22 protein-coding genes and 2 pseudogenes are annotated in these 24,897 nt (G+C 60.0%); 8 read left to right on the forward strand and 16 right to left on the reverse strand.

From position 1 onward, the window contains the following. The first annotated feature begins 166 nt into the window (after nucleotides 1-166). From IB277_RS34705 to IB277_RS34720, 4 genes are all read left to right on the forward strand, one after another. Nucleotides 167-2,149: an AI-2E family transporter gene (locus tag IB277_RS34705; protein ID WP_192372921.1), complete on the forward strand. Its 1,983-nt coding sequence runs from the start codon at nucleotides 167-169 to the stop codon at nucleotides 2,147-2,149. A gap of 684 nt (nucleotides 2,150-2,833) precedes the next feature. Next, on the forward strand, nucleotides 2,834-4,483 hold the full coding sequence (locus tag IB277_RS34710; protein ID WP_060582802.1) for a caspase domain-containing protein: 1,650 nt from the start codon (nucleotides 2,834-2,836) through the stop codon (nucleotides 4,481-4,483). 325 nt (nucleotides 4,484-4,808) lie between these two features. Further along, nucleotides 4,809-5,420: a TetR/AcrR family transcriptional regulator gene (locus IB277_RS34715; protein WP_060582801.1), complete on the forward strand. Its 612-nt coding sequence runs from the start codon at nucleotides 4,809-4,811 to the stop codon at nucleotides 5,418-5,420. A gap of 37 nt (nucleotides 5,421-5,457) precedes the next feature. Continuing rightward, nucleotides 5,458-6,681: an MFS transporter gene (locus IB277_RS34720; RefSeq protein WP_034791853.1), complete on the forward strand. Its 1,224-nt coding sequence runs from the start codon at nucleotides 5,458-5,460 to the stop codon at nucleotides 6,679-6,681. Nucleotides 6,682-6,840: 159 nt separating this feature from the next. Here IB277_RS34720 and IB277_RS34725 read toward each other — a convergent pair whose 3' ends face one another. Continuing rightward, nucleotides 6,841-7,410, reverse strand: a complete 570-nt coding sequence (locus tag IB277_RS34725) for a 2'-5' RNA ligase family protein (RefSeq protein WP_082572978.1) — start codon at nucleotides 7,408-7,410, stop codon at nucleotides 6,841-6,843. Nucleotides 7,411-7,523: 113 nt separating this feature from the next. After that, the gene (locus IB277_RS34730) at nucleotides 7,524-8,273 is read right to left on the reverse strand and encodes an exonuclease domain-containing protein (RefSeq protein ID WP_060521192.1); all 750 of its coding nucleotides are present in this window, start codon (nucleotides 8,271-8,273) and stop codon (nucleotides 7,524-7,526) included. Nucleotides 8,274-8,828: 555 nt separating this feature from the next. Here IB277_RS34730 and IB277_RS34735 point away from each other — a divergent pair. After that, complete coding sequence (locus tag IB277_RS34735) at nucleotides 8,829-9,086, forward strand: hypothetical protein (RefSeq protein WP_192372923.1); 258 nt, start codon at nucleotides 8,829-8,831, stop codon at nucleotides 9,084-9,086. A 264-nt stretch (nucleotides 9,087-9,350) separates the two neighbouring features. On the opposite strand, the gene IB277_RS34740 is transcribed toward IB277_RS34735, so the two are convergent. The 9 genes from IB277_RS34740 to IB277_RS34780 form a co-directional block, all read right to left on the reverse strand. Beyond that, complete coding sequence (locus IB277_RS34740; RefSeq protein WP_192372925.1) at nucleotides 9,351-10,292, reverse strand: carbohydrate kinase family protein; 942 nt, start codon at nucleotides 10,290-10,292, stop codon at nucleotides 9,351-9,353. After that, nucleotides 10,289-10,798: an ureidoglycolate lyase gene (locus IB277_RS34745; protein ID WP_192372927.1), complete on the reverse strand. Its 510-nt coding sequence runs from the start codon at nucleotides 10,796-10,798 to the stop codon at nucleotides 10,289-10,291. The genes IB277_RS34740 and IB277_RS34745 overlap by 4 nt, the downstream gene beginning before the upstream one ends. Continuing rightward, nucleotides 10,795-11,535 carry a BtpA/SgcQ family protein gene (locus tag IB277_RS34750; RefSeq protein ID WP_192372929.1) on the reverse strand — a complete coding sequence of 247 codons (741 nt, stop codon included), beginning with the start codon at nucleotides 11,533-11,535 and terminating at the stop codon, nucleotides 10,795-10,797. Before IB277_RS34750 ends, IB277_RS34745 begins: the two co-directional genes overlap by 4 nt. Before the next feature lies 1 nt (nucleotide 11,536). Next, nucleotides 11,537-12,337, reverse strand: a complete 801-nt coding sequence (locus IB277_RS34755) for a GntR family transcriptional regulator (RefSeq protein ID WP_146749580.1) — start codon at nucleotides 12,335-12,337, stop codon at nucleotides 11,537-11,539. Nucleotides 12,338-12,359: 22 nt separating this feature from the next. Beyond that, nucleotides 12,360-13,220, reverse strand: a complete 861-nt coding sequence (locus IB277_RS34760) for an ABC transporter substrate-binding protein (RefSeq protein ID WP_060519001.1) — start codon at nucleotides 13,218-13,220, stop codon at nucleotides 12,360-12,362. A gap of 31 nt (nucleotides 13,221-13,251) precedes the next feature. Beyond that, nucleotides 13,252-14,016, reverse strand: coding sequence for an amino acid ABC transporter ATP-binding protein (locus IB277_RS34765; protein ID WP_060519003.1), 765 nt, complete (start codon nucleotides 14,014-14,016; stop codon nucleotides 13,252-13,254). Further along, the gene (locus tag IB277_RS34770; protein ID WP_034803346.1) at nucleotides 14,013-14,939 is read right to left on the reverse strand and encodes an amino acid ABC transporter permease; all 927 of its coding nucleotides are present in this window, start codon (nucleotides 14,937-14,939) and stop codon (nucleotides 14,013-14,015) included. The genes IB277_RS34765 and IB277_RS34770 overlap by 4 nt, the downstream gene beginning before the upstream one ends. 285 nt (nucleotides 14,940-15,224) lie before the next feature. Beyond that, a complete protein-coding gene (locus tag IB277_RS34775; protein WP_192372930.1) occupies nucleotides 15,225-16,238 on the reverse strand; it encodes a methyltransferase in 1,014 nt (337 codons plus the stop codon). Between the two features lie 1,204 nt (nucleotides 16,239-17,442). Continuing rightward, a complete protein-coding gene (locus IB277_RS34780) occupies nucleotides 17,443-18,027 on the reverse strand; it encodes a TetR/AcrR family transcriptional regulator (protein WP_371813751.1) in 585 nt (194 codons plus the stop codon). A 103-nt stretch (nucleotides 18,028-18,130) separates the two neighbouring features. Here IB277_RS34780 and IB277_RS38420 point away from each other — a divergent pair, with 103 nt between their 5' ends. Together IB277_RS38420 and IB277_RS38425 are read left to right on the forward strand one after the other, a co-directional pair. Then, nucleotides 18,131-18,718: an NAD(P)-dependent oxidoreductase gene (locus tag IB277_RS38420; protein ID WP_246812883.1), complete on the forward strand. Its 588-nt coding sequence runs from the start codon at nucleotides 18,131-18,133 to the stop codon at nucleotides 18,716-18,718. After that, on the forward strand, nucleotides 18,609-18,968 hold the full coding sequence (locus tag IB277_RS38425) for a hypothetical protein (protein WP_246812884.1): 360 nt from the start codon (nucleotides 18,609-18,611) through the stop codon (nucleotides 18,966-18,968). The genes IB277_RS38420 and IB277_RS38425 overlap by 110 nt, the downstream gene beginning before the upstream one ends. A 309-nt stretch (nucleotides 18,969-19,277) precedes the next feature. Here IB277_RS38425 and IB277_RS34790 read toward each other — a convergent pair whose 3' ends face one another. Together IB277_RS34790 and IB277_RS34795 are read right to left on the reverse strand one after the other, a co-directional pair. Next, the gene (locus IB277_RS34790; RefSeq protein WP_192372935.1) at nucleotides 19,278-20,360 is read right to left on the reverse strand and encodes a fatty acid desaturase; all 1,083 of its coding nucleotides are present in this window, start codon (nucleotides 20,358-20,360) and stop codon (nucleotides 19,278-19,280) included. An 857-nt stretch (nucleotides 20,361-21,217) separates the two neighbouring features. Continuing rightward, nucleotides 21,218-21,837, reverse strand: a pseudogene (locus tag IB277_RS34795) (hypothetical protein). 323 nt (nucleotides 21,838-22,160) lie between these two features. On the opposite strand from IB277_RS34795, the gene IB277_RS34800 reads away from it, so the two are divergent. Next, on the forward strand, nucleotides 22,161-22,379 hold the full coding sequence (locus IB277_RS34800; RefSeq protein WP_192372936.1) for a hypothetical protein: 219 nt from the start codon (nucleotides 22,161-22,163) through the stop codon (nucleotides 22,377-22,379). Between the two features lie 410 nt (nucleotides 22,380-22,789). Here IB277_RS34800 and IB277_RS38430 read toward each other — a convergent pair. From IB277_RS38430 to IB277_RS34825, 3 genes and pseudogenes are all read right to left on the reverse strand, one after another. Next, nucleotides 22,790-23,860: pseudogene (locus IB277_RS38430) on the reverse strand (integrase). Between the two features lie 114 nt (nucleotides 23,861-23,974). After that, the gene (locus IB277_RS34820; RefSeq protein ID WP_192372942.1) at nucleotides 23,975-24,361 is read right to left on the reverse strand and encodes a type II toxin-antitoxin system VapC family toxin; all 387 of its coding nucleotides are present in this window, start codon (nucleotides 24,359-24,361) and stop codon (nucleotides 23,975-23,977) included. After that, nucleotides 24,361-24,615 carry a type II toxin-antitoxin system VapB family antitoxin gene (locus IB277_RS34825; RefSeq protein ID WP_113535931.1) on the reverse strand — a complete coding sequence of 85 codons (255 nt, stop codon included), beginning with the start codon at nucleotides 24,613-24,615 and terminating at the stop codon, nucleotides 24,361-24,363. The genes IB277_RS34820 and IB277_RS34825 overlap by 1 nt, the downstream gene beginning before the upstream one ends. Between the last annotated feature and the right edge of the window lie 282 nt (nucleotides 24,616-24,897).

Genomic DNA, 24,897 nt, shown 5'->3' on the forward strand with positions numbered 1-24,897 from the left:
TCTGGCTTATTTGTGCGTCCGTTCTAATATTATCAGCTTGGTCGGTCGTGCTGATCGGCAGTGCCTATGGATTGATGACGCCTGCCCGTAGCCAGAGAACCACCGGGCCAGAGGGTTCGCAATTGAAGACCAGAAGGGGCACGCCTGGAAGGTCCCGGGAGATTTGATGCTGAGATTTTCGCGCAAGAGTGGGAAAGAACCGGTCAATATGGCCGCCGAATTGCATCCGCTGACCTTGTCACGGGCCACTGCCGAGACTTCGAAGCTGCCAACGCTTGCAGCAATTGCTGCAACGGTGGCGGTGCTCTACATTGCCAGGGACGTCTTCCTTCCCCTGGCGATTGCCATCCTTTTGACGTTTGCTCTTGCACCCGTTGTCTCAAGGCTGCGCCGCGCCGGCTGCCCTCGCGCGGTCGCGGTTACCGGGACTGTGACGATGGCTTTCCTTTTCCTCACTGCATTCGGCGTCATAGTGGCGCTGCAAATCAGCGAGGTCGCGCGGGATGTGCCGAGATACCAGTCAAATATCGTCGAGAAGGTCCGCTCCCTAAAAGAAGCTGGGTCGGACAGCCAGATACTCGATCGATTGAGCCGGGTGATGGAGCGGATCAGCATCGAGCTCAGCCGACCTGAAAAAGATGTGGCTGTGTCGCCCGTGACCGCGCCTGAACCGAAGCCGCTTCTGGTCGAGATATTTTCGCCGCAGCGCCCGGTCGAAATCCTGATGAGCGTCATCAATCCGCTGCTAGGTCCCTTGGCAACCGCTGGCCTCGTCATCGTCGTCGTCATCTTCATGCTGTTCGAGCGGGAGGATCTGCGCGACCGATTCATCCGGCTGGTCGGGTATGGCGATCTTCATCGAACGACCGAGGCGCTTCAAGATGCGGGCGCTCGTGTGGGCCAGTATTTGCTCATGCAGCTTGTCGTCAACATCACCTATGGGGTGCCGCTCGCGATTGGCCTTTGGTTTTTAGGGATTCCAAACGCACTTTTGTGGGGGATGCTTGCGATCGTGCTGCGCTTCGTGCCCTATATCGGCCCGGTGATTGCTGCTGCCTTGCCGCTGTTTCTCGCGTTCGCAGCAGCTCCTGGCTGGAGCTTGGTGGTTCTGACGCTTGGGCTCTTCATTGCCCTTGAGCTTGTAAGCAACAACGTTGTCGAGCCCTGGCTATATGGGTCTCGCACAGGACTGTCTCCCCTTGCGATCATTGTTGCTGCCATCTTCTGGGCCTGGCTCTGGGGCCCGGTTGGACTGGTACTGTCGACCCCGCTCACCGTCTGCCTGGTTGTGCTTGGCCGTCACGTCCGCCAGTTCGAATTCCTCGAAATTCTGTTGGGCAATGAGCCCGTCCTCAATCCAAAGGAGCGCCTTTACCAACGGTTGCTGGCGGGAGACCCGGACGAAGCAACGGATAATGCAGAGGAGATGCTTGAGGAAATGTACCTCGTCGAATTTTACGACACGGTTGCCATTCCCGCGCTGCTTCTGGCCGAAAGTGACCGTATGCGTGGTGCCTTGACGGAAGAGCAAGGAGTACGGGTTGCCGAAAGTGCAGGTACACTGGTTGCCAACCTCGAGGAGATCGCGGTTGAAGAGGAAGACGAAGACAAAGACAAAGACAAAGACAAAAGCGAAGATCCCGACCGCGACACCGATGAAAAAGAGAACGATTATGAACTCCCTCCCGGTGAAGGGCGATCCGTGCTTTGCCTAGGAGGGCGAAGTGCGCTCGACGATGTCACGGCGATGATGCTCCTGCAGGTTCTGCGGGTACAAGGCGCGGACGTCAATTATTTCAGCCATGAAGCTCTCAGGCCGCAAAAAATCAAGGAGCTGCCGATAGAGGGTCGGCATGCCATCGTTCTCACTGCTCTCGATCGAGAATCCATGCGCCACGCCAAATTCCTTGTCCGTCGCCTGAAGCGATTGGCTCCTGGAGCGCGGGTCGGCATAGCCCTATGGCAAGACGTAGACGAACACGAAGCCGGGAAGTTCCTCGTTGAGGAAACGCAGGCGGACTTTGTCGTTTCTGCGATCACGGACGCCATCCGGGAGGCGCTGTCGACGGAACCGCCGCAACCCTTCAAGTCGGCACATCCGGGGAGCGCCGGTCGTGCGGCGGTGCGAGGGCCGGCCCATGACGGTTAGGGCAGCCCCGATGAGCCAATTCGTCGGACGGATCCAAGTCGAGTGCTATTCTGGAAATGCTTCCCACGAAAGGCGACGAAGCTCGGGTACGTGCTAAACAGATTGTTCAGCCGGCACCTTGAGAGACACTAGGCAGCCAAAGTCCTTCAGCCCCTGGCCACCCGACTGCTGGAATGTCGCATTTTCTATCGAACTCGCCCACGGGCGCCTTTCGTACGCACTTCTTCAGCGCGCGAAATTCTAGTCCACCGGCCTGTGCACGGTCAGTTTCATCATCAGCGATTGCGACCATCGGGACGGCCAGCGCTGTGAGCACGAGAAAGATCCTCACCATGTTCGCTCCTTCGAAATTAAGTAGATTCTAAATCTACAGTAGTGGGAGCCACTCGGTCTTTAGTCATTCTGAACTAGTACGGATGGATATTTACGAGCAGTCAGGATTATCCATTTTTCCATGCGGGCAGTTTGGAGTAACCATACGATCAGGAGGCTCCTTTTTAGGCCATCAACCGTCGATTGTTGATCTCATCTGCTTTCCGACGTCGATTGACTACATGCTCCGGCAGGATCATTCTTGATGTTCCCGTCGCGGCCTTTTGGGGCCGCTCCGATGAAGTGACGGCAACGGTTGCGCGCTGTGGCTGTCAAACGCTCGGCTCGGGATCGGAGTGGTGGAGCTGCTTCATGAATTCCCTTCGTGCCGCTGTCGTGCTCTTGCTCTTTTTTGTGGGCTCCCCCGTCTGGGCCGAAAAGCGCGTCGCGCTGGTCATTGGGAACTCCGCCTATAGACACGCACCTCAGCTCGCGAACCCGCAGAATGATGCCGGCGACATGGCGTCGAAATTGACAGCACTGGGCTTCGTGGTGGTAACGGGTCGGGACCTCGATTTGACGGGAATGCGGGGAGTGATCCGAGAGTTCGTCGGCAAGGTCGAAGGCGCAGACGTGGCGCTTTTTTTCTATGCCGGTCACGGGCTGCAGGTGAACGGTGGCAATTATATCATCCCGATCGACGCGCAGCTGAAATCGAACAATGATCTAGACTTCGAGGCGCTGCCGATCGAACTCGTGCTTGCTGCCATGGAGCGCAACGCCAAGGTCAATCTGGTTTTCCTCGACGCTTGCCGTGACAATCCGCTCGCTACGACTTTGGCCCGGTCGCTCGGAACACGGTCCGTGGTCGTCGGTCGAGGCCTGGCCAAGCTCGATACAGGTGTGGGGTCGCTGATTGCGTTCGCCACGCAGCCGGGAAACGTTGCGCTTGACGGCGCCGGTCGAAACTCCCCGTTTACGTCGGCCTTGCTTCAACACCTCGGCACACCCGGGCAGAGCATAACGGATGACCTGATTGCTGTGCGTCGCGCCGTTTTGCAGGTCACCGGCGGTAAGCAGATTCCCTGGGATAGTTCCTCACTGACGGGCCCGGTTGTGCTGAACCCGGCGAAAATTCCCGAGACGCCAACGAACTCGGCGGTGGTCACATCGGACACCGACAGAAGTGTGGAGCTTTCCTTTTGGAATTCCATCAAGGACGCGACCGAGAGGAACTTTTTTGAAGCCTACCTTCAGCAATACCCAAGCGGCGCCTTCGTCACGCTTGCGAAACTGAAAATCGCAGCGATTGAAGCGCGTGATAAGGAACGGGAGACGGCTGAACTGGGGCAGGGAGACCTCAAGCGTGCCGCCCTGCCGAAGGTCACCGGCGTGCCACCCGAACTTGCTAAACTTGAGCAGACCACACCAGGCTTGAAGGGATCAAGCGATCCTACCAGCCAAATGAGTGCCGGCGAGCTCACACTGATCACCCAAAGGGAACTGGTGCGTGTCGGATGCCTTGAGCAGGTGGACGGCAAATGGGGTAGCGGCAGTCAGAAGGCGCTGCAAGCCTATGCCGAACGCAAGGGGATCAAGCTTGCCTCGCTCACCCCCACCGAGGAGCTCGTGAATAGTCTGAAGGCGGCCGGTGGCCGTGTCTGCCCCCTCGTCTGTGGCAACGGAATGGAAGTTCGCGGAAATCGTTGCGTGGCGGCTGGTTTGAGCGTGTTCAATGGCGTGTGGAAGCTAACGAGGCACGCTACGACGGACTGCGGTGATTGGCGTGAGCTTTCAACGTCCATCCTGGTAAATGACGGCGTTGTATCCTCCAGCTCGGGGCTTTCGGGGAAAGTCGCGAGGAATGGGACTATTAATATGACCCTCACATTCGTCCATAAAGGCCGCAAGGGCGGCAACATCCTCACCGGCATGATAAAGAACGACAAAGGGAAAGGCAGGTTCAAGGGGACCGGGGCGGGCAGCGGTTGCTCAGGAACTGTCACGATGAGCAGGATGTAGTCTGAAACTCCCCGGCATGGGCTCTTGCGATCGATCGCCCTCAGACGCTTCCGTCGACGCCGTGGACATGAATGCCTGGAGATCGACGGCTTGCTTATTCACGGTGGAATGCCCACGGACAACTTGTCTGCGCTCTGAACCAACGCTGCAGCTCCTGTCAGCCAATGTGCTCGATACCAAGCGCAATGTGGGGCATCATCAACTGCAACGGGTTCGATCTAAGCTCGCGCCACTCGTCTTTCCAATAGATGCCGATAGATAAGCGGCTTGACCAAATCCCTTTGGCGGCCTATTAGGGAACGATCGTTTCCTAATAGGCCGCCAAATGAATTCCGAAAGACACTCCCATCGCTCCGTCGGGCGCCCCCGCGAGTTCGACATGACCCAAGCTCTGGATGCGGCGATCCGCATATTTTCGGAGAGGGGCTATCACGGAACCTCCATCGCAGAACTGAAAGCCGAAATGGGACTGACTGCCGGCAGCCTGTACAAGGCGTTTCAGGACAAGCGTGACGTCTTCGTCGCTGCCTACGACCGCTATAAGCAGGTCCGAGCTGACCTTCTGGAACAGGCATTGTCTTCCGCCTCCACCGGTCGCGAAAAGGTTGCCCGCGTCGTCAGTTTCTATGCCATGTCCGCCTGTGGTGAGACCGGCAGGCGTGGATGTCTGGCCATCGGTGCCGCCGTGGAACTGGTTCTGTCCGATGCCGAGATCGCCGCCAGGGTCGCAGGACACAATCGCAAGCTCGTCACGCGGCTCGAAGGTTTCATTCGCGATGGCCAGTTAGATGGTTCAATTCGCCATGACGCCGATCCCGCGAGTACCGCGCTTGCGCTATTTTCCTATCTGCAGGGCGTGCGTATCGCCGGCAAGACCGGAGAGCTGGAGAGCCAGCTGCTCCCTTCCGGTGAAGCAATCTTGCGCATTCTCGACTGATCAACCCGCCCGCCTCCTTTCTCCCAAGGCACATTCCATGACAACTCCAGCTTCCCTCGCCCAGTCGCAGCGCCCGGCCGGTCTCTCCGCCGGCATGACTTTTCTGATGGCCGCCGCCTGCGGCCTGATTGCCGCCAACCTCTATTATACCCAGCCACTCGCCGGTCCGATCGCACTCGACATCGGCCTACCGGCTGAGGCAACAGGCTTGATCGTGACCGTGACCCAGATCGGCTACGGCCTCGGGTTGCTGCTCCTCGTGCCACTGGGTGATCTCCTGGAAAATCGTCGGTTGATTGTGACCATGATCAGCCTGGTTACTCTTGCCCTGATCGCGGCCGGGCTCTCCACCACACCTGGACCCTTTCTCACCGCTTCGCTCGCCATCGGGCTTGGCTCGGTTGCTGTCCAAATGATCGTGCCGTTCGCTGCCAACCTTGCACCGGATGCCGTTCGGGGTCGCGTCGTTGGCAATATCATGAGCGGTTTGATGGTTGGGATCATGATGGCGCGGCCGATTGCCGGATTAATTGCCGGCGTCAGCTCCTGGCATACCGTGTTTTATGTTTCCGCGATCGTTATGGTCGGGCTTGGAGCCCTTCTATGGACGCAATTGCCGACCCGCATGCCTGCGGCGGGTCGATTGAGCTACGGCCAGCTGCTCAAGTCGATGGCCCAGCTTCTCGCGACGCAGCCGGTCCTGCAGCGGCGCGCCGCCTATCAGGCCTGTCAGTTCGCCGCATTTAGCCTGTTCTGGACCGTGACGCCGCTTTATCTTGCCGGGCCCAGCTTTGGGTTGGGTCATAATGGCATTGCGCTTTTCGCCCTGGCCGGTGTTGCGGGCGCAATTGCTTCGCCCATCGCTGGGCGCCTTTCTGACAAGGGATTGGTGCGGCCGGCAACGGCATTCGGCCTTGTCAGTGTCGCGGCCGCTTTTCTGATGACGCAAATCTCTGAAGGTTCGACCTTTGCGCTCACATTTTTAACGCTTGCTGCAATCCTGCTCGACTTCGGCGTCACCATGACGTTGGTGACGGGGCAGCGCTCGATTTACGAACTCGGCGCGGACTTGCGCAGCCGGCTCAACGGCTTGTTCATGGCAATCTTCTTCACCGGCGGCGCCATTGGCTCTGCCCTGGGTGCCTGGGCATTTGCCTCTGGTGGATGGTGGCTCGCCTCCATGATCGGCCTCGCACTGCCCGCCACAGCGTTCGCCATCTTCCTGACCGAGACCCGGTCAGAACGATGCTCGGAGAGTTGAGCGAGTTCGGCATCGCATCCGTCATCGATGTACGCCTCCGCGCGATGTGACGGGTAGGCGGTCTCTTCCTGGTGCGGGCCACAGTCTTCTTTCGAGGTCTCTGTGCTCCGACCCTGTTGGTCATAAGCGCGCGGATAAAGCATCTGTCGCCCATTTGGCTCAGCGATGATCGTCAACGATCGCCGCTGAGCCGGCCAATGGCGCTGTACGGAGAGCGGAGATCTCGAAACAGATCGCTCGTTCGAGCTGCCAAGGTCCGCCTAGATATCTCCACAGATCCAGGCCCTCCAGCGTCAACGATCGTGGTTTGAAATCGTGTGTCAGTTGCCGGTGCAAGGTGTCTGCGGCTGACCGCGAAACCCTGTTCTGGACGGTGATATGCGGCTGCCACCTCTGCATGTCCTGACCGCCCAGCCATGGCATGAAAGCGCGCTTTAGTTCTGCATAAAGGTCTTCAAGCGCAAGACTTCTGATCGTGAACGCCACGCCCGCGCCGAGATGGCGAACACTGGCTGCCTGCGCGCGGATCTGGTCACGCTTGGTGGCAGCGGCCTGCAATTCTCCAACGATCCGCTCGAGGTGTTCGCCCGGTAGCCGATGAAACATCGTGAGGTGAGCGCGGAGGAAGTTTCGCTCCGACGGGAAATGCGCGTTTCGAAGGCGATCGAAGATCTCAAGATCGATCTCCGCGATCCGGGCTGTGAGGATAAGCGGCTTGCGTGTCTTCAAGGCAATTCCTGTCGATGCTGAGTAGAGTACTTCACCAAGGCAGATCACCGCGTTCGCCGAGCGCCACCCTGGTGCCGCCCTTCATTCGGCGCATGCGCGACGCACAGTCCCAGTCATAGCAAGGTTTGCTGCACTGGCTCGTCGGCAGCGGTAGGTTCGAATTCACCGCGCCTTTGCAACTCGGTCTGGGCGCTGAAGCGGATGTCGCTATCTCTATCGCGAAGAAATTCGGTGAGCGTCTCAGTACTAAGGCGATCCCAGCCCTTCCCACGATCAGGCCCGGAGGGCACGCGCGGCAACAAGCCCGGCTCGGCACTCCACGCCAGCAACTGATCGAGCGATGCAGCGTTCAACAGATCGCGCAGATGATGGGCCGTCACGTAGGCATCCGGCATGCCTCGATGGGCCGGAAGACCTATCTCGTGAACGAGCCCTTCCGGCATACGCTGGTAGCGGAGCATCTGGTTGGAAAATCGTGGCAGATCGGGCCAAATCCGTAGGGCGCACTTCCAGGTACAGATCCAGGGCAAGCCGCCGGTGAGACGAGGCGTGCAATACCGTTGTTCGAAGGCTGCACGATGTGCGGCCAATGCGTCGATCCCGCCGTGCGGATGCAACACTTCTGGCGCCACATTTTTCCAGTAGGGCGCGCCGGCGACTTGTTCGTCGAGAATATGATGGATGGCCATCGTGTCGGGCGAAATCGGCCGCCCCGGATTGACCATCAATGCGCCGCGTTCGTCGTTGACGACCCACCGTCCATTGTCTTCAAGGACCACGTCCTGCCACCCGATTTCGCAGACGTCGTTCGGTCCGTTGCCGGCCGTTTCCAGATCGATGACGCGAACGCGGGATGTCGACAATGCCTGCTGTTCCTTCGCCTACTGCGGCCACCGTGGCAGCGGTGCCCGATTATCTAGTGCTGCAAGGCCAAACCTGCCACTTCGAAAGACGTTTTGCAGAGTTGAACTGCTATCCCCCTAACGAGCTTTTTTGAAGCTCTCTGATTTCCCCTCGCGTACTGTGCGTTACACCTTTTTCCCGAAAGGCTACAGCGCCGGGTTGCCGGAGAAAGCCCCCGAAGGCATCACGGTTAGTACTCCTTGCCATTCTGCTGGGCGATCATTTTCGTCAGCCGCGCCGCATCGTGCACGAGCGAAGTGAGCGGCATTTCCCGCGGAGGGAGGGGCCGAGGAGTTTCGCCGCGTTACTCCCTGCTCCGCCCGAGACCGCGACGACCATGTTACCCACTCTCCGAAACTGATAATTATCATGGTCACGCTCGCGTCACGCGACAACAATACGAGGTCGCGATAAGTTGCGCCGTCATTTCGAACTCTCGCATTTCCGCCCGTAGCGCGCTCGGCTCGATAAGCGTGGCCAGTGCTGACGCGGCATCACGTACGGAGTGAAATTTCATGCGTCGTTATCTATTCAACATCTGTACAGCAGACGTCGTCAGCCGCGACGAAGTTGGCCGGATATTTTCATCGGACGGGCCTGCCGTTGCGTACGGACAACGCATTGTTGATGAACTGACCAAGGATGCCGACTATCGCGACGCGGTCATTGATGTGGTCACTGCATCGGGGCGTTTGGTCGCACGACTAATATCGCGTGAAGCGCCACTATTGCCCCGTGTTAAGCAAGACCCGCGCCAAGTCTCACTCCATTGAGCTTTCGCTCCCATAGCCTCGAGACGTAAATTGCCATTGTGGCGCTGGGTGAGCCGATACGCTCTTGCCATCGCCCGAGCGTCGCAGCCCCCGGGCCGGCGCAATAGTCCTCATCAAGGATTCCCGATCGTTGAGGGGATAAATCGCGGTTTGCCCTTCGGAAAAAGCGCCTCACTCCGGGCTGGTCGTCATGACGGGGTCGACCACTCGACACCTTTGTGCAGCCGCAGAGCCAGCGGTTCATGTGCGCCCCATGAGGCCAGTTCAGCGATCCTGGTGGCGGTGCCGCCGTCGCCAGGCAAGGACATCTTCGGGTGTCGCCTTGCCTGCGCGCGGGCCATGGATGGTGACGGCGCGCGAAGCGGCCGCGACTGCGAAGTCGAGCGCCTCCTCGAAGCTCTGGTCCTGCGACAGGCACCAGGTAAGCGTTCCACCAAAGGTATCGCCGGCACCAGTCACGTCGACGACTTTCAAGGTAAAGCCGGGCACGCGCAAGACCGTTTCATGGTTGCGAGCCTCCGCGCCCTCGGCGGCCAGCGTCCGCACAACTCGGTCGATTTGGTGCTCTCGCATCCAGTCGCCGATGAGGTTGATGTCGTCGTGGCCGAAAGCGGTGTGGAAACCGATCTGGTTGAAGATGACGACAGCCGCGCCGGTCAGATAGGGCATGTCCTCGGGCGTGCAGCCGCCGACGTCGAGATCGAAGATCGCCCGGCGCCCGTTGGAATGCAGGTCCCTGAGGAGATCTCCTTGCTTCAGAACGCCGTTTTGCGTCTTGGCGTGCAGACGGCGGACGCGATAGAGCGTGGTGTAGAGGTAACCCGGCTGGCGCAATGCCTTCAGGCTGGCGCCTGAAAGCCACATCGGCTGCTCGCCCATCTCGACGGTGAGCACGATGTGCTCGCCCTCGACGAGGAAGATGAAGTTGCGCGATTCCGGAATGGCGGGATCGATCAGCATGTGATCGACGCCGACGCCATTTTGCCTGAGATCGGCGATCAGGCGCTCGGACAATGGGCTGTCGTTGAGTAGCGATAAGAACTGCGTATCGCCGCCAAGACCGGCGTGCACGACGGCGGCGTTGGCGATGGAGCCGCCGGCTTCTGCCGGAAGCTCCTTGACCATGCCCTTGTCGGCGCGGCCGGGCCAGCGGTCGGCGGTGTAGTATTCGTCGAGGGCGACATCGCCAATGAAGAATGCGGTCATAAGGTTAGTCCCGTGCCCGCTGCCGCCGACACCTTTATCGGACCGCCCGAGACTGCTACCCATGGGCTTTCGCCGAGGCCGCAGACGGCCATCCAGTAATAGGGTGCGGGGCCGGAAACGCCGCGGCAGGCATCGTGCCAGACATTGCGATCCATGACGACAGCCTGCCCGGGCGCGATGACGAAGGCTTCGATCTCGTCGCGATCAGGTGCTTCGCCATCCGACGCCGGCGCAACCGCAAGGACAACCGGTTCAGCGAGACAGAAGATCGCCTCTTCGGTCAACGGGTGCCGCTCCATCGCGCGGCAGTCCCAGGGCGCTTGTCCGCCACGGGTGAAGCCGAGATGACCGCGGCCGTCGATCAACGGCGTTTTCGTAAAGCCGTCGTTCCAGCCGTCGCCGGCAGTCCAGACGACCTTGCCGTCCGTGTCACCGGTCAGGTCGTACACCCGGCCGTAGCGGGAAAAATTGTCCGGGGTCACCGGCCGGGCGTGGACGGCGTTCATGCCGCGCTCCTGATCGCGCGCACGACACGCATCAAGGCTGCGACATGGGCGGCTTCGACCCGGCCGGTGTCCTTGTGATCGTGCTTGAACCAGCTGCCGACGACGGCGCCGTCGGCCTGAGCCAATTGCTCGGTGGCGTTGGCTTCGGTGAGGCCGGCGCCGATCAGGAGCGGCGTCTCGCCACCGGTCGCCGCGCGGAATCGCGCCACCTTCTCCAAGTCGGTCGGCTGGCCGGTCGCGTCCGACGTGACGACCAGCCCGTCGCAGCGCGACGCACCGATGCGCACGTCTTCCTCCTCCAGCCGGCCTGATAGGACCGGCTGGTACTTGAACCGGACACCACCGAGGAGCAGGGCCGTCACACCGTCGCGGCGGGTCTGAAGTTCGGTCGCAAAGGGGACGTCTGCTTCGGGCGGCAGGTGGCCAGCGACGGAATCCACCTGGATGAACGCGACCGGATAGGTCCGCGCGAGCGCGAAGGCGCGGGAGTCATCGCGCAAGACGTTGACACCGATGCGCGTTCCGAGGTCGAGGTGGAAGATCCGCTCTAGCACCCGTTCGACATCCTCGGCATCGCCGAAATAGTTCTCGACAACCAGCCCATCGACGCCTTCGCCGGCCATGATGCGGGCTTCCTCTTCGGCCTGGGCAAGCTTGGCCTGAGCGCCGTCACCGGCAAGGTGCAGCATGCCGAGGATTGGTTTTTGGATGGTAAAGGTGTCGCCGAAGCGGCTCATGTCATGTCTCCTGCACGCCGTGCGGCGCGGTCTCGCGGCCCCAGCGCGTTGCAAATTTCATCTGGACTGCCGGCGAGTAGACGATCGACGTGCGCTCGACCAACCGGTCGTCCGCGTCGAGCACATCCCCGCTGGCGCAAAGGTAGCCCGGCACGTCCTGCGCCGGGGCAAAGACCTCCCGCAGGCGATCGGAAGCCGGCACGACGGTCAACAGCAGTTCCGAACGCAGGGGGTGACGGTCATAGTCGCGGCGCAACACCTCGTAGAGGGATTGCGACGCGAAGTCGTATCGATCAAGCCCGGGATAAAGGGCGAGATCGAGCTCGGACGTGTCGACGTTCAGCCATGTCACGCTGTCGCCGTTGGCAAGCCCGCGGGCGCGCACCAGCACGAGTTGGCCGTTGTCTGCCCGGTGCTCCAGCACCCGCGTCACCGGGCGCTGGCCTTGTTTTCGGGCAAGCTCCGTGAAGCTGCCGAAGTTCCAGATGTTGTGGCTGATCGGCCGGTGCGAGACGATTGTGCCGCGGCCGCGAACCTGCTGGACCAGGCCCTCCGAAACCAGAAGCGCCATCGCATTGCGCACTGTCGTGCGGGCAATGCCGAACTGGTCGCGCAACTGGTTCTCCGAGGGAATGGCTTCACCTTCGGAAAAGTCGCCGCTCAGGATCGCGGCGCGCAGCGCCCGATAGAGCTGCCGGTAAAGCTGCTCGCTCGAATAGAGATCGAGGCGCAGCCGCGACAGTCGATCGTCAGGGCGTTCGCCCGTTGCGGTTGAGGCGTCTGGCATGGGGGGATGGGTCAAGGCAGGCTCCGGCGCGGTTCTGTTACTTCGTGGCTCCGTTTATCTTGAACTCCTCGACACCCGCCTGTTTCAAGCCGTAGCGGTCGAGGATCTGTGCATAAGTGCCGTCGGCTTTCATGGCGTCGAGCGCGCCCTTGATTGCATCGCGCAGTTGCGTGTTGGCCTTTGCAAGGGCAATGCCGTAGTGGTTGATCTCGCCAACCTCACCGATCTGGTAGAATTTGTCCGGCTCCTGCTTCATCAGGTCGAGCAGTCCTTCAAGGCCGATGACGGAAGCCTGGGCACGCCCCTGGCGGATCTGCATGATGTGCTCGGCCTGGGTCGGGATCTGAATGACGGTGATCAGCTTGTCGGCCGGGCAGATGGATTTGCCAAGGTTTTCCGCCCAGGTGACCCAGCTGGTTCCAGTCGCGACCGCAACCGTCTTGCCGCAGAGGTCGGCCTCGGCCTTGATCTCACCCTGGTGGTCGGCGGTCGAATAGAAGACGTTGCCGGTCTTGAAGTAGTCGATGAAGTCCAGTTGCGTCTGGCGTTCCACCTTGTCGGAGAAGGCGGTCATGATCAGGTCGGAGCGGCCGGTGACCACCTGCGGGATCAATTGCGGGAACTCGACGTTCTGGAATTCCGCCGTCAGGCCGAGGCGCTCGGCGATCGCCTTGGCAAGATCGATGTCGAAGCCTTTCAGTTCGGTCGAGCCGGCGTCGCTGTATTCCATCGGCGGATAGGCAAGGCTGATCGTGACGTTCAGCTTGCCGGTGTCGCGCACGGCATCCGGCAGGGCGGCGGCCAGCTTCTCGTCGGCGGCATGGGCAGCAGCCCCTGCGGCAAGGCTGATGAAGGTGGCGGAGGCAAGCGCCAGAGCCATCGGCAACAATCGTTTCATTTCCTGTTCTCCCTTTTTTGAACTCTTGTCGTCAGGCAAGCACGCGGCTCAGAAAACTGCGCACACGCGCATCACCGGGGTTGCTAAGGACCTGTTGAGGTGCGCCGTTCTCGCGGATTTCGCCGTCGATCATCACCACGACGCGGTCGGCGACTTCTCTTGCGAAGCCGATTTCGTGGGTGACGACGATCATCGTCGTGCCGCCGCGCGCCAGATTGCGCATCACTTCCAGCACCTCGCCGACGAGCTCCGGATCGAGCGCGCTGGTCGGCTCGTCGAAGAGCATGACGCGCGGTTCCATGGCGAGCGCCCGCGCGATTGCCACGCGCTGTTTCTGGCCGCCGGAAAGCTGCGACGGGTAGCTCGATGCCTTGGCCGCCATGCCGACCTGCTCGAGCAGGGCCATGGCGCGGGCTTCGGCCTCGGCGCGGCTGAGACCGCGCACCACCATCGGTCCCTCGGTGACGTTGCCGAGCACGGTGCGGTGCGCAAACAGATTGAAGTGCTGGAACACCATGCCGAGCTGGCTCTGCTGGGCGCGCAGTCGCTTGACCGGCAATTCCTGCAGCGCGCCGCGGTTGAGCTCGTAGCCCATGATCGCGCCGTCCACCCACACGTAGCCGCCATTCGGCGTTTCCAGGTGGTTGATGCAGCGCAGGAACGTGCTCTTGCCGCTGCCCGAGGGTCCGAGGATGCAGAGAACCTCGCCATAGGCGACGTCCAGGTCGAGACCCTTCAGCACCTCGTGATTGCCAAAACTCTTGCGGATACCGACCGCTTTAACTGCAAGTGTCATGCTTCACCCGTGACGGCCGGACGACGCGCCCAGGCTTTGAACCAGCGGCGTTCGGTGGTTGTCGTTGCGGCATCGCGGCCGAAGTGGCGTTCGAGATAATACTGGCCGATGGACAGAACCGTGGTTCCGGCCAGATACCAGACGGCGCAGACAAACAGCAGTTCGATGACGGCGCCATTGATGAAGTAGATGCGCTGGGCCGCGTTCAGCATCTCGCCCATGGCGATGGTGGCGGCGAGCGAGGAGAACTTCAGCATGCCGATCGCGCTGTTGCCGAGCACGGGCAGGATCAGCCGAAGGGTCTGCGGCAGGATGATGCGCCGCATCGTCTGCCCGGGCGTCATGCCGAGCGTGTGGGCCGCCTCCTTCTGACCCTTGTCGACCGAACCGATACCGCCGCGCACGACTTCCGTGAGGTACGACCCTTCGTTGACGCCGAGACCGAGAACCGCGGCGACGAAGGGTGTCACCACATCGACCATGCGGGCGTCAATAAGACCGGGGATGTAGAGCTTCGGAAAGATCAGCGCGATGTTGAACCAGATGAGAAGCTGTAGCAGCACCGGTGTACCGCGGAAGATCCAGACATAGAGCCAGGCGGCAAAACGCAGGATCGGGTTTTCCGAGAGCCGCATGATGCCGAAGGCAAAGCCGAGCAGCACGCCGAGCACCAGCGCGCAGGCCGAAATGAGCAGCGTCCAGCCGAAACCGGTGATGATGACACCGGCCGTCAGAAACTCGCCGACCACCGTCCACTGGATCTGCCCGACTGCGAAGGCGCGCCCGATCACTGCCAGAAGCAGGATGACGAGACCGCCGCTGATCCAGCGTCCGGGGTGTTTCAGCCGGCGGATGACGACATCGGGAGCGGGAAGATCCGACAATGACAGTGCGGGACTTGGTTTTGACTGAGACTGGTGCATGGCATCCAATTGTAGGGTTAGGCCTACAACTTGATACTGGCGCGGCCTGAGGGAGTCAAGCGGCACCCTCGGGTATATTTGAGGGTTTGCATGTTTAGCTGCTTGCGGAATTGCGCAGGCGGTTCGGTTTTCCCGACGGCACTTCAAGAAACGTCGGCTGCTGGTAGCGGCGCTTTTGCGGCGACAGTTCAAAAGTCAGATTGAGCAACGCCGTTGTCAGCTGCCGGCAATCGACATTACCCAGTGGTAGGTCTTACGGAACAACGGTCGGGGTTTGGTTTCTGATCAACCGGGCTTGAAGCCGATCACCATCGAGTCCGGCCCCAGCAACGGCTCGACGCGCGTGGACACAAAACCGGCGTCGCGCATCCAGGCTTGGCAGTCGGCGCCGGTATAATCGAAACCGCCGCGGGTCTCGATCAGCATGTTCAGGCTCATCAACAGGCCGAAGGCGTTCAAGCGGCGCTCGTCGTCAATGACGGCGTCGTAGACGATCACGGCTCCGCCTTTCGGCAGCGCAGCGAACGCTTTTTCCAAGAGCTTCCTTTTTTCGGCAAGATCCCAGTCGTGCAGGATGTGCCCCATCACGATCACGTCCGCATTGGGCATTGGGCCGTCGAAGAAGTTCCCGCTTTGGAAGGTGATGCGGTCGGTAAGGCCCTGCCGGGCGACGAAGTCGTCGAATATCGGCTGCACCGCGGGCAGATCGAAGCCGATGGCCTTAAGATGCGGATGCGCTCGCGCGATCACCACCGGCACCATCCCCTGCGCCGCGCCCACATCGGCGAAGGTCGTGTATTTCGACCAGTCGAACCTGGCGGCGATCGCCTGCGCCGCGCCGGCGCTGATCCCGCTCATCGCCTCGAGGAATCCGCGCAGCCGTGCCGGTTCCGCATAGATCGCGGCGAAGAAATCTTCGCTGTGCTTGGCTTCGTTCTGCGGCTCTCCGGTGCGCAGCGCTTCGGTCAGCGAACCCCAAAAACCGTAGAGCCGGGCATTGGCCATCTCGAGGATGCCGCCGATATAGGATGGCTTCGCCTTATCGAGGAAGAGGTCCGTGTCAGGGGCATTGCGATAGCGGCCGTCCTCGCGTTCGAGCAGCTTCAGCGCCACCAGGGTGTCGAGAAAGTCGCGGGCCGAGCGGGGATGCAGTTTCAGCCTGACCTGCAGATCCGGCAGTTCGGCCGGGCCAGTCGCAAGCTCGGTGAAGACGCCGAGTTCAACCGCACTGAGCAGGGCCTTGGACGCCCAGAACCCCATGCCGACCTGCATGATGTTGTTCGGCGTCGTTGTACCCATCGCTCGTCTCCTCGTGGATCGTGTCGTCGAACGGCATCTGGGATTGGTGCGGAAACCGAAACTCTTCGGCAGCGCTGGCCGTGGACGTCCCGTCTCATCGACGCAATAAAATATTGCGTTCTGCGATGGGGTGCAATTAATCAAGAATCACTAGCAAGGAGCGCAATCGAAGATCCCGTTGCGTGACTTCAGGTGGAATTGCTCCCGGTTGCGAGACTCGCGCTTTATTTGCCGAAACCTCGGATCGACGTTTCGGTTACGGTCACGGCAGCGAGGGCCGCCTCGATATCGCGCCCGCGAATGACGGACGCGGGCGACCTCGAGCGGCTGAACTCCGGGGTGGCGTATTCGCATTAGCTGCTGTCAGGTGGGGCAAAGAAACAGTTCACGTCGTCTTCCGTCGGATGAAGGCAAATATGATACTGCCCATCGCCCGACGGGATCTCATCGCCATAGGGGATAAAGAACACGTGCGGTCGTCTTGCCATGTGGTGGTCGCCAGCATGCAAGAAAACGGAAAACCCACGAGCCCCTCGCAAAATGTCGGGCGCGGGGATGGCAGCACAATCGCCACCTGCCTCATGAGCCTTGCAGCACGCCAGAGGATAGGTCCAGCCGGTCTTTGCCTGGTGAGCGTCCGTTCGAACGACTCCGACTGCGATTGTCGCAAGAATTATCAGATAAACGGATGATGGCGCGGCTCTCATTGTGCACCTCCTTGGAGGCAGCCTTCGAAAACGCCGAGAGGTTGCTTGCTGATTGGCAAGGATCGAATTGTCTGTTGGTCAGCATACTCCTGGGTGCTTTGCGTGAAACCTGAAATATGCTCCTCGGACCAACGGCTAAGGAAACACCAAGGGACAAGGTGGGTACTGTCGCGAGGGCGGTTTCCTTGGAAATGCACAACGGGCCATGCGCTCCATCGTAATAGTGCACAGCCGACCTGTCGCGCGGGGCTTCGCTTAGTCGTTATTGACGCTGGCCTTTCCGCGTCGATTGTTGTGCCGCAGCACCCGCTCGCTGATAGACGAAGCAGCGTTTCTGTAGAGGGCAATCGCGGGTGGTTCGGTGGATGATACGAGCCGTCGTGCATCAATCAGCCGTATGACCGTAGCGGCTGCGAAAGACTGCTGACGCCTGACGATGCATCCTGCGTCGGCCAGCCGGTTTAGGATATTGAGGCTTCAAGCCTCATGGGTAAACTTCACCGAACCTTGCTCGGCTCACTTGTGACCCCTTTGATGATGAGCGCCGCCAAAACGGACGTGGCGACCCGCTCAGATATCGCGCCGGTTTGCGTTTCGGAAGCAAGCGCCTCCGCTGCACCTAACAGACCGACGCATACAGGATGGAGATGGCCAACTTCCAGCTCTGAGAACGGCCGAAGGGCATTACACATCAAATCTATGTATGCGCGAATCATGAGCCGTTGCTGCGCGGCCATCTCTTCTGTCCCTTTGAGCGCCGCGGATATTGCGAGACCTTCTGGGCCAAAATCGGCAAGGCAATTGAAATATGCTTTGCTGATAATGTCAGCTACGGCGGTGAGCTCCTTTGGCGCTTCGCAAAGCGCAGAGCGGAGTCGGTGGACATAGTTTTCCTCCAGCCGCTTGAAAAGTGCCAGCAAAAGTCCGGACCGGGTAGAAAAGTGTCCGTAAGCGATCGGACGACTGACCCCTGCTTTTGCAGCCAAGGTCCCGAGCGTCAGTTCATCCGCGCCCTGATCCCGGACAATTTGCATTGCGACATCAAGCATTTGTTCGCGACGCATATCTTTCTTGAGCTTCACGACTTCCCCATGCATCTAAAGCTACAATATGTAAGTTACATAGTGTAACTATCCGGTCAAGGGTGAAGTGATGAGTGAAGTAGCTGTCATCGGGCTGGGGCGCATGGGCAGCGCGCTCGCCAAAGCGCTTATAACTTCGGGAAGGAGCGTTACAGTCTGGAACCGAACTCCAGGCAAGGCAGAGCCCTTGGAGCACCTCGGCGCGTCGAGGGCGGAAACGCCGGCCGCCGCTATTGCCGCCAGCAGCACACTCATCGTCTGCCTGTCAGACTACGCGGCAACCTCGATGGTCCTCGATGACGCATGCGCGACAGACTTGCTCCAAGGAAAGACCGTCGTGCAACTCACGTCAGGCACGCCGAAGCAAGCGCGTCAGCTTGAAGAATGGGTGGCGAACCGCGGAGGAAGCTATCTTGACGGCGCGATTTCTGCCTGGCCAAGTCAGATCGGTGGTCCTGAGGCCTCGATCGTTATCGCCGGACGAGAAAGTGTCTTCACCTCGCTCGAAGCGAGCTTAAGGCTGCTCGCTCCAAATCTTACTCACGTCGGAAACGATATAAGCCGCGCAGAGGTTCTCTTTAATGCGGCTCTTGCCCATTTTTGCCGGGCACTGGATTGGCTTCAGCCACGGGGCGGCGATGTGTGCTGCGGAAGGAATGGATGTCGCGGAATTTGGCGAAACAATAGCTAGCCTGTCACCGATGTTTGCGGACGACCTGCGCCACGTGGGTCGAGCCATCGAAGGAAACCGATTTGCTGATCCCCAAAGCACCATCAGGTCGGTCGGCGTCGATATCACCCGGCTCCTCGAGATAGCGGATGATTTGAACATCAACACCGCGTTTCCCGCCTTTGCCTCTGATCTCTTTCGCAACGCTACAGACGCGGGATACGGCGCCGAGGAGCATTGTGCGATCGTTAAAGTGATGCGCGCTCGGTGAAACGGGTCTCTAAACTGCAGGCATGCTGCCGCAATACGCTGTGCCGCGAGACGGGGCCGTCCCACTTAACATTTCGAGCGGTTTTGCTTTGTCGATCAGCAAACAGCCGTGAGGTCGACGCGTTGCAAGCACGCGATGGAACCTGGGCGCGACGATGGTGCGATGAAAGCGACCGGAGCGGCTAGTCGGATAACGTTCCTGGACGCTGGCGGGCGGTACGCTGAACCTCTTGGCGAGCGGCTCTTTTGACGGGTCAAGCCGGGGGGCGAACGGGGGCTGGCCGCGTGCCGCGGCCGGCGCCTGGTGCGCTCAAGCAGGTGTCGGCAAAGCCGATCTTGCCACAGTTTCGCGCGCGTCTGCTTCTCGAAATGATATCAGTCGGTGGGAGGCCTCGTCCCAAAGGACGAGCTTCACCAAGCCCAGGCTTTGCCTGATGGTGATGCGGCCCATATCTCCCAGTTCAGGATGATCACGTATGACCTCAGGAAGCCTGTAGAAGGGAACGCGGCTCGACAGGTGATGGAGATGGTGCATGCCGATATTGCCGGTGATCCAGCGCAAGGGCTGCGGCAGATCGTAGTGCGAGGCGCCATGCATGGCCGCGTATTGGAACGTCCACTCGGGTGGCCTTGACCAGTGCGTGTCTTCGAACTGGTGCTGGACATAAAACAACCAGACACCTGCAGCCCCAGCAAGAAGGACGATCGGCAGATGGATCAGGAGGAACGGTGCGACACCCACTGCCCAGATAAGAATGCCCGACAGTGCGGCAATCGCCACATTCGTTGCCATGGTGGAAACCCACGGAAGAGCGCCAGACCGCATCATTCCGAACGGCAACCTTTGCTTGAACAGAAAGAGCCAGGCGGGACCGATGCCGAACATCACGAGCGGATGCCGGTAGAGGCGGTAACGAAGCCGTCCTCCTGGCGTGAGGGCGTCGTATTCGGCAACGGTAAGCGTGGTGATGTCACCGACACCTCGCTCGTCGAGGTTGCCTGCCGAAGCATGGTGTACGGCATGGGCGCGGCGCCAGTAGTCATAAGGCGTTAGTGTCAAAATGCTGATTATTCGGCCCGTCCAGTCATCCAGGCTGCGCCGCCCGAAAAACGAACCATGTCCGCAGTCATGTTGCAGCATGAACAAGCGCAGGAGAAATCCCGCCGCAACAGGGACGATAAGGACCACGCCGAGCCAGTACCCGAAGTGCGAACAGGCCCAAGCTCCTGCCCACAGCAGAACAAATGGCACAAGGGTCGCCGTCAGCTCGAAGGTGCTGCGGCCGATATGCGGCTGTCGATAGGTGAACAGGATCTTTAGCCAGGCTTTTTCACGGTCGACGGTTCCTGCCGCGCCGTGGCCGGAAAGCGGGCTGACTCTGGTATTTTTCAAGGCGTCTTCCTAGTTGATTGTGTGACATAGTCGCCTTGAGACATTGCTATGGACGCAACAGGCAAACTGGGAGTTTGGACCGAGATCTCGCTCGTCTTCGAAATCATGTTTCGGCCTTCGACGTGATCGCTCATAGCAGCGCGTTCGCCGGCAGAATAGGGGCATACCGGGCGACGCCGCCGTTGCATGTTGGATGACGCCAAGGCCTTATCTGGAGCATTTGACTGTGCCGGCAATCATGACGAGCCCTTCCGTAGGATACTGGGAGCCTCCGCGCGAAACTTGAGGCCTGATAGCGATTTTGAAAGGAAGGTTCGTTCAGAGCGCGAAGCCAATTGCGCTATAACCAAAGCTAGCGAGCAAATTCGATGGGGCGTTTTATCGATATCTTCACCTAGGCGTCAATCGGTTGTTCGCGTTGTCTGCAGCGCGATGCGAGGTCTCCCCCTGTCCGCTGGGCAGAGCGCAAAACAAACAGTGCGCTCCGGCGGTTGCCGCTCCTGGTGCACGTGGCGGGGGGGGGGGGCGTCGCAGGAACTTTGCACCCACTCTGGGCCTCATCGTCTCCTTCGTCGAGGACACTGTTGCGGAACAAGAGCGAGACGCCAGCACGGTCAGACGACCCAAGTGCAACGACCGGCTCGTGAGGTTCGAAATCCCGAGCAGAGGCTAGCGGTCCGACACAGGTTGCGAAAGCCCCAGCCGACGAACTGTCTCATCATCCGCCTGCTCGGAGGCCGCGATCCCCATCGCGTTCGGCTCCTCGTAGAATTGCTGCGGAAGGCCTGGTCTTATGCGCGGTTCCGTTCTCACCAAGGCGGCGGAAGTTACACACCCACTTGCTTCGTCTAACCCGGCTAGCGCAGCAAACCGTTCTTGCCGAACTCCTCCCATCCTGCCAAACCAGAGGACGCCTCTTGGGGTGAAGCTTTTGGCTGCAAATTGCCTTTCATGTCCTTCTTAAGTGAGCGCGTCAGCTTCGCCTTGTAAGCCGCTCGGCGCCTACTCTCCAATTTGGCGGTGGCGTCTTCTTCGTGCCATTCGTCGGCAGCACCACGGTCGAGCAACTCTTCCTTGACTGTCGGATCGAAAACGTGAAATGTGATCTGCCTCGCACGCCCTCGCAATTTTACCGTTCGGGTGCCCGCACTCGGCAAGCGGCCATCTTCCAGCCAGCGGCGCCTCTCGGTTTTCGAAATCGTCAGGATGTCCTCGATTTCGCGCGGAATGACGGGAAGGGTTTCAATTGCTTCAAGAGCGCGCGTGATAATGATTGCCGCTGGCTTAAATTCGTCATCGCAACCGTCTGGCATTGCAAGAACCAAGGTCTTGCCCTCTACAATGAGCGAATTGCGCGAAACCACTGGTAGGCGGGCACGCGGATCCCTTTCGCACGTAACGACGACCCAAGCGTGGCTGCAGATGATAACGTCCACGTTTCGATCATTTGATAGTCTTTGTTCGGTTTCTTAGCCATTTAACGATTAAATGGTTTGATATCGATGGCTCGTCAACAAGCGCCAGCGCCGGCAGCGCGAACATGATAATTCAAGCCTTGATGAACAGCGCGGTTGGATGGGAGCTGTAACCGCGCAGTAGTTGAGCGAACGCCATCTCCGCCTGTGTTGGCGGCGCCCAAGAGGTACAATGCCATCGACCAGTCTGTCAGAGCATCGGTACGTTGTCCGCTGTTATCATTCGGTCGCGGTCTCTGACAAAGCTGGCTTTGCGTGTGGTCCGGCTAGTAGAAGTCACACCACCGCTGCGCCGCGCCAACTTGATATCGAAGAGGACGGCACTATGTTGACAAAATTTCATTTTGTCAGACACGAGGCCCTCATGGGAAAGCACAGTGGAACGGGAGAACGGCCAGCGACAAAAGGGCCGTTGCTTGCAAAGGCCGTGCGCAACGCGAAGGTCGGCAAATTTACTCCGAGCAGCAAGGCGCGGATTGATGCGGTCATGAAAGCGGCTGAGCATTCCGGCCTGCTGGGTGAAAAGAGTAAGCTATTCAAATAATCAGATCCGATGCCGGCCCATCGCGTGTTCACGCCTGATGCGGACGTTCTAGGCCGGGCGGCTTTCCTGTCCAGCAGTGTCGCTTACACTGCTACCACCGCGACGCTCGGCTGCGAGCTCTCCACGACTGCGTCTTTTCCTTCAGGCGCAAAAACTGGGCCTTGCCGTTCTCACCGCCAACGTCAGTGACTTCGATTACCTAATGCAATTGTTGCCGACTGGCCGGGTTCTGTTCTACCGCTCGACTAATCGAATAGTACGCGGTTGAGCATTAATTTCTCATGTCTGGCAGGCCTTCCGGCGAGGAAGCTTACTCAACGTTCTTGTTCGGCAGAAATCGAGCGACTGTGGGGCACGCTGTCCTCGATCGAACCTTTGCGCTCACTGGATAACGCCTGCTCAAAGGGGCATCAAATAACCAACCGCGCAGCGCGGCCCTGTTTTCGCTCGGCGTCGTTGTAGTAGCGTGCTGCCTGGGTCACCGACTTGTGCAGCGACTGCTCATCGCTTCCGGAAGCGGAATGCCGCGATTGGGGCCTCTGTAAGATAGCCTGACCGCAGTCCAGCGGCCTTTCAGGATCAGGTTGACCGACTGCGGCGTCAGCGCTCAGTGCTTAATGTTCCCCCACTGGTCAATCCGGCGAAACACCGGACCCTCTTTGAAATCGGCTTCCTCGAGCCAGCGTCTCAATGCCACCACCGGCCGGCCGATCAGCAGCACATGTTCGTCGTCATCGCTGGTGGTCGTCTTCGTCTGACCCAGACGGATGGCGAGGCAGGGAAGGCGAGGGGAGTCCGGGATTGACGGATCCGCCAGCACCGGGGCCTCGTCGGTGATGTCCTAGAACCCCAATCCAGCCACTTCCGATCGGCGTCGACCGCCGGAGGCGAATGCCAGAAAAAGCAAAGCGCGGTCGCGAACATCGACCAGACGTTCACCGGCGCAGGCGTCCAGCAGCTTTGCCAGGATATCGCCGGTCACCGCCTTTTTTGCTCTTGCGTTGCCGCGGCCGCGCGCTGGCGCGAATCGCAAGCCCCAGCGCCGATTTGAGCGACGGCCCATCGATGGCGCCTGTCAGGCCGCGCCAATGGGTACGTCCACTGGCATGCAATGGCTCGGATCTTCCGCGCGCTTGACGGGGTCCCGCAGATGATGGGCGCAGCAGGCTCTGCGCCGCTGGCCAGGGGAGGGGAGACCCAGTGGCGAGCTGGCACCAGGCCTCGAGATAACCGAGGTCGGCGGCAAGCGCCTTGAGCGTATTGTCGCCCATGCCCTCGCCGGCCAGGTGATTGAGCGTGGCGACGTCGTCATCGGTCAGCAGGACAGCAAGCTGGTCGCGGCGATCGAAGGGCAAGATGGCGTCTAAGGATGCTGAGGCCGCCTCGCTCCTTTCCGAAGGCCAAAGATGGCGTAGAGATCGCCGTGTGCCGACGTCGTGCGGCGCGTCGGGCCCGGGATGCCTTCCGCGGCGCACAGCCATACGGCGTCGATCGAGCCGGATTTTCCGCTCTGGCTCCGCTTGCCGCGTTGTGTGGTCGCCGACACGTCCGCGGCCGCTTTTGCTGGGCCGCTTCGAGCCACCATGAATTCGTCCTCACGCCGCCTCGATGTCGGTTTGCGAAAAATCGTTGCCCTTGTAAAGGAGCGGTTCTCCCGAAAGCGCCGCAAGAGCATAGGAAAAGCAGTCGCCGTAGTTGAGGCTGGCCGGATGACGTCCCTTGCCGTAGCGCCGCCAGGCGCGCCGCGCACGATCGGCATGTTCGGCTGTAACTGGGACGATTTCGACTTCTGCTTTGTAGAGCCAGAGGTCGAGATCGGCGCCTGCTGCCTCCCCAAGTCGAGTCTCGATCACCATGGCAGCCTCTAGGACGGACGCAGCGGAGATGAGCCTGACGGGGTCGTCTGCGATGCGCTCGCGGAAAGATGCCGCTTCCGGCTCATTGAAGGCGATGGCGGCAAGGACGGAGGTATCGATGACCATCAGGATGGCAGTCCGTTCTCGTCGTAGCCGAGAATCTCGTCGGCGGTGCGGTTGTCGAGGACAGGCCTAGCGTTCCAGCGTCGTTGGATCGCTTCGAGATCCTCAAGGAGTGCAGCTTTGCGCATGTCAGAGCCAAGCCGTCGCAGGCGCTCTTCGAGCGCGCGCTTGGTTGCCAGTGTGATGCTTTCGCCGGTCCGTTCGGCAAGGGTGCGGGCCAGTTGTTCGGTGTCGTGGTCTTTGATACTTAGCGCCATTTTGTCATCCAAGATTCCTAACTATCTATATTCTACCTAATAGCACAGTCGCTGTGCTCGGACAATGCGAGGTTGGGGCGTAAGCGGACGTCGGCGAAATGGTTTTTTCCACTGACCTCCAGGCGGGGCGTTTTCCTTGTTCAGCGGACTCGCCCTAATTCGATGGATCCCTTGATCCTTCAAAATACCGTCGTAGCTTGTGTCATGATCTGGCAGCATCCTACCTGTCGAGCCAATCGGCAAAGTTCCGTTCGAGCCTCACCGGGACGAGGAAATCTTCGA

This window comes from Ensifer sp. ENS07 (genome assembly GCF_014852185.1).
GTDB classification, from domain to species: domain Bacteria; phylum Pseudomonadota; class Alphaproteobacteria; order Rhizobiales; family Rhizobiaceae; genus Ensifer; species Ensifer adhaerens.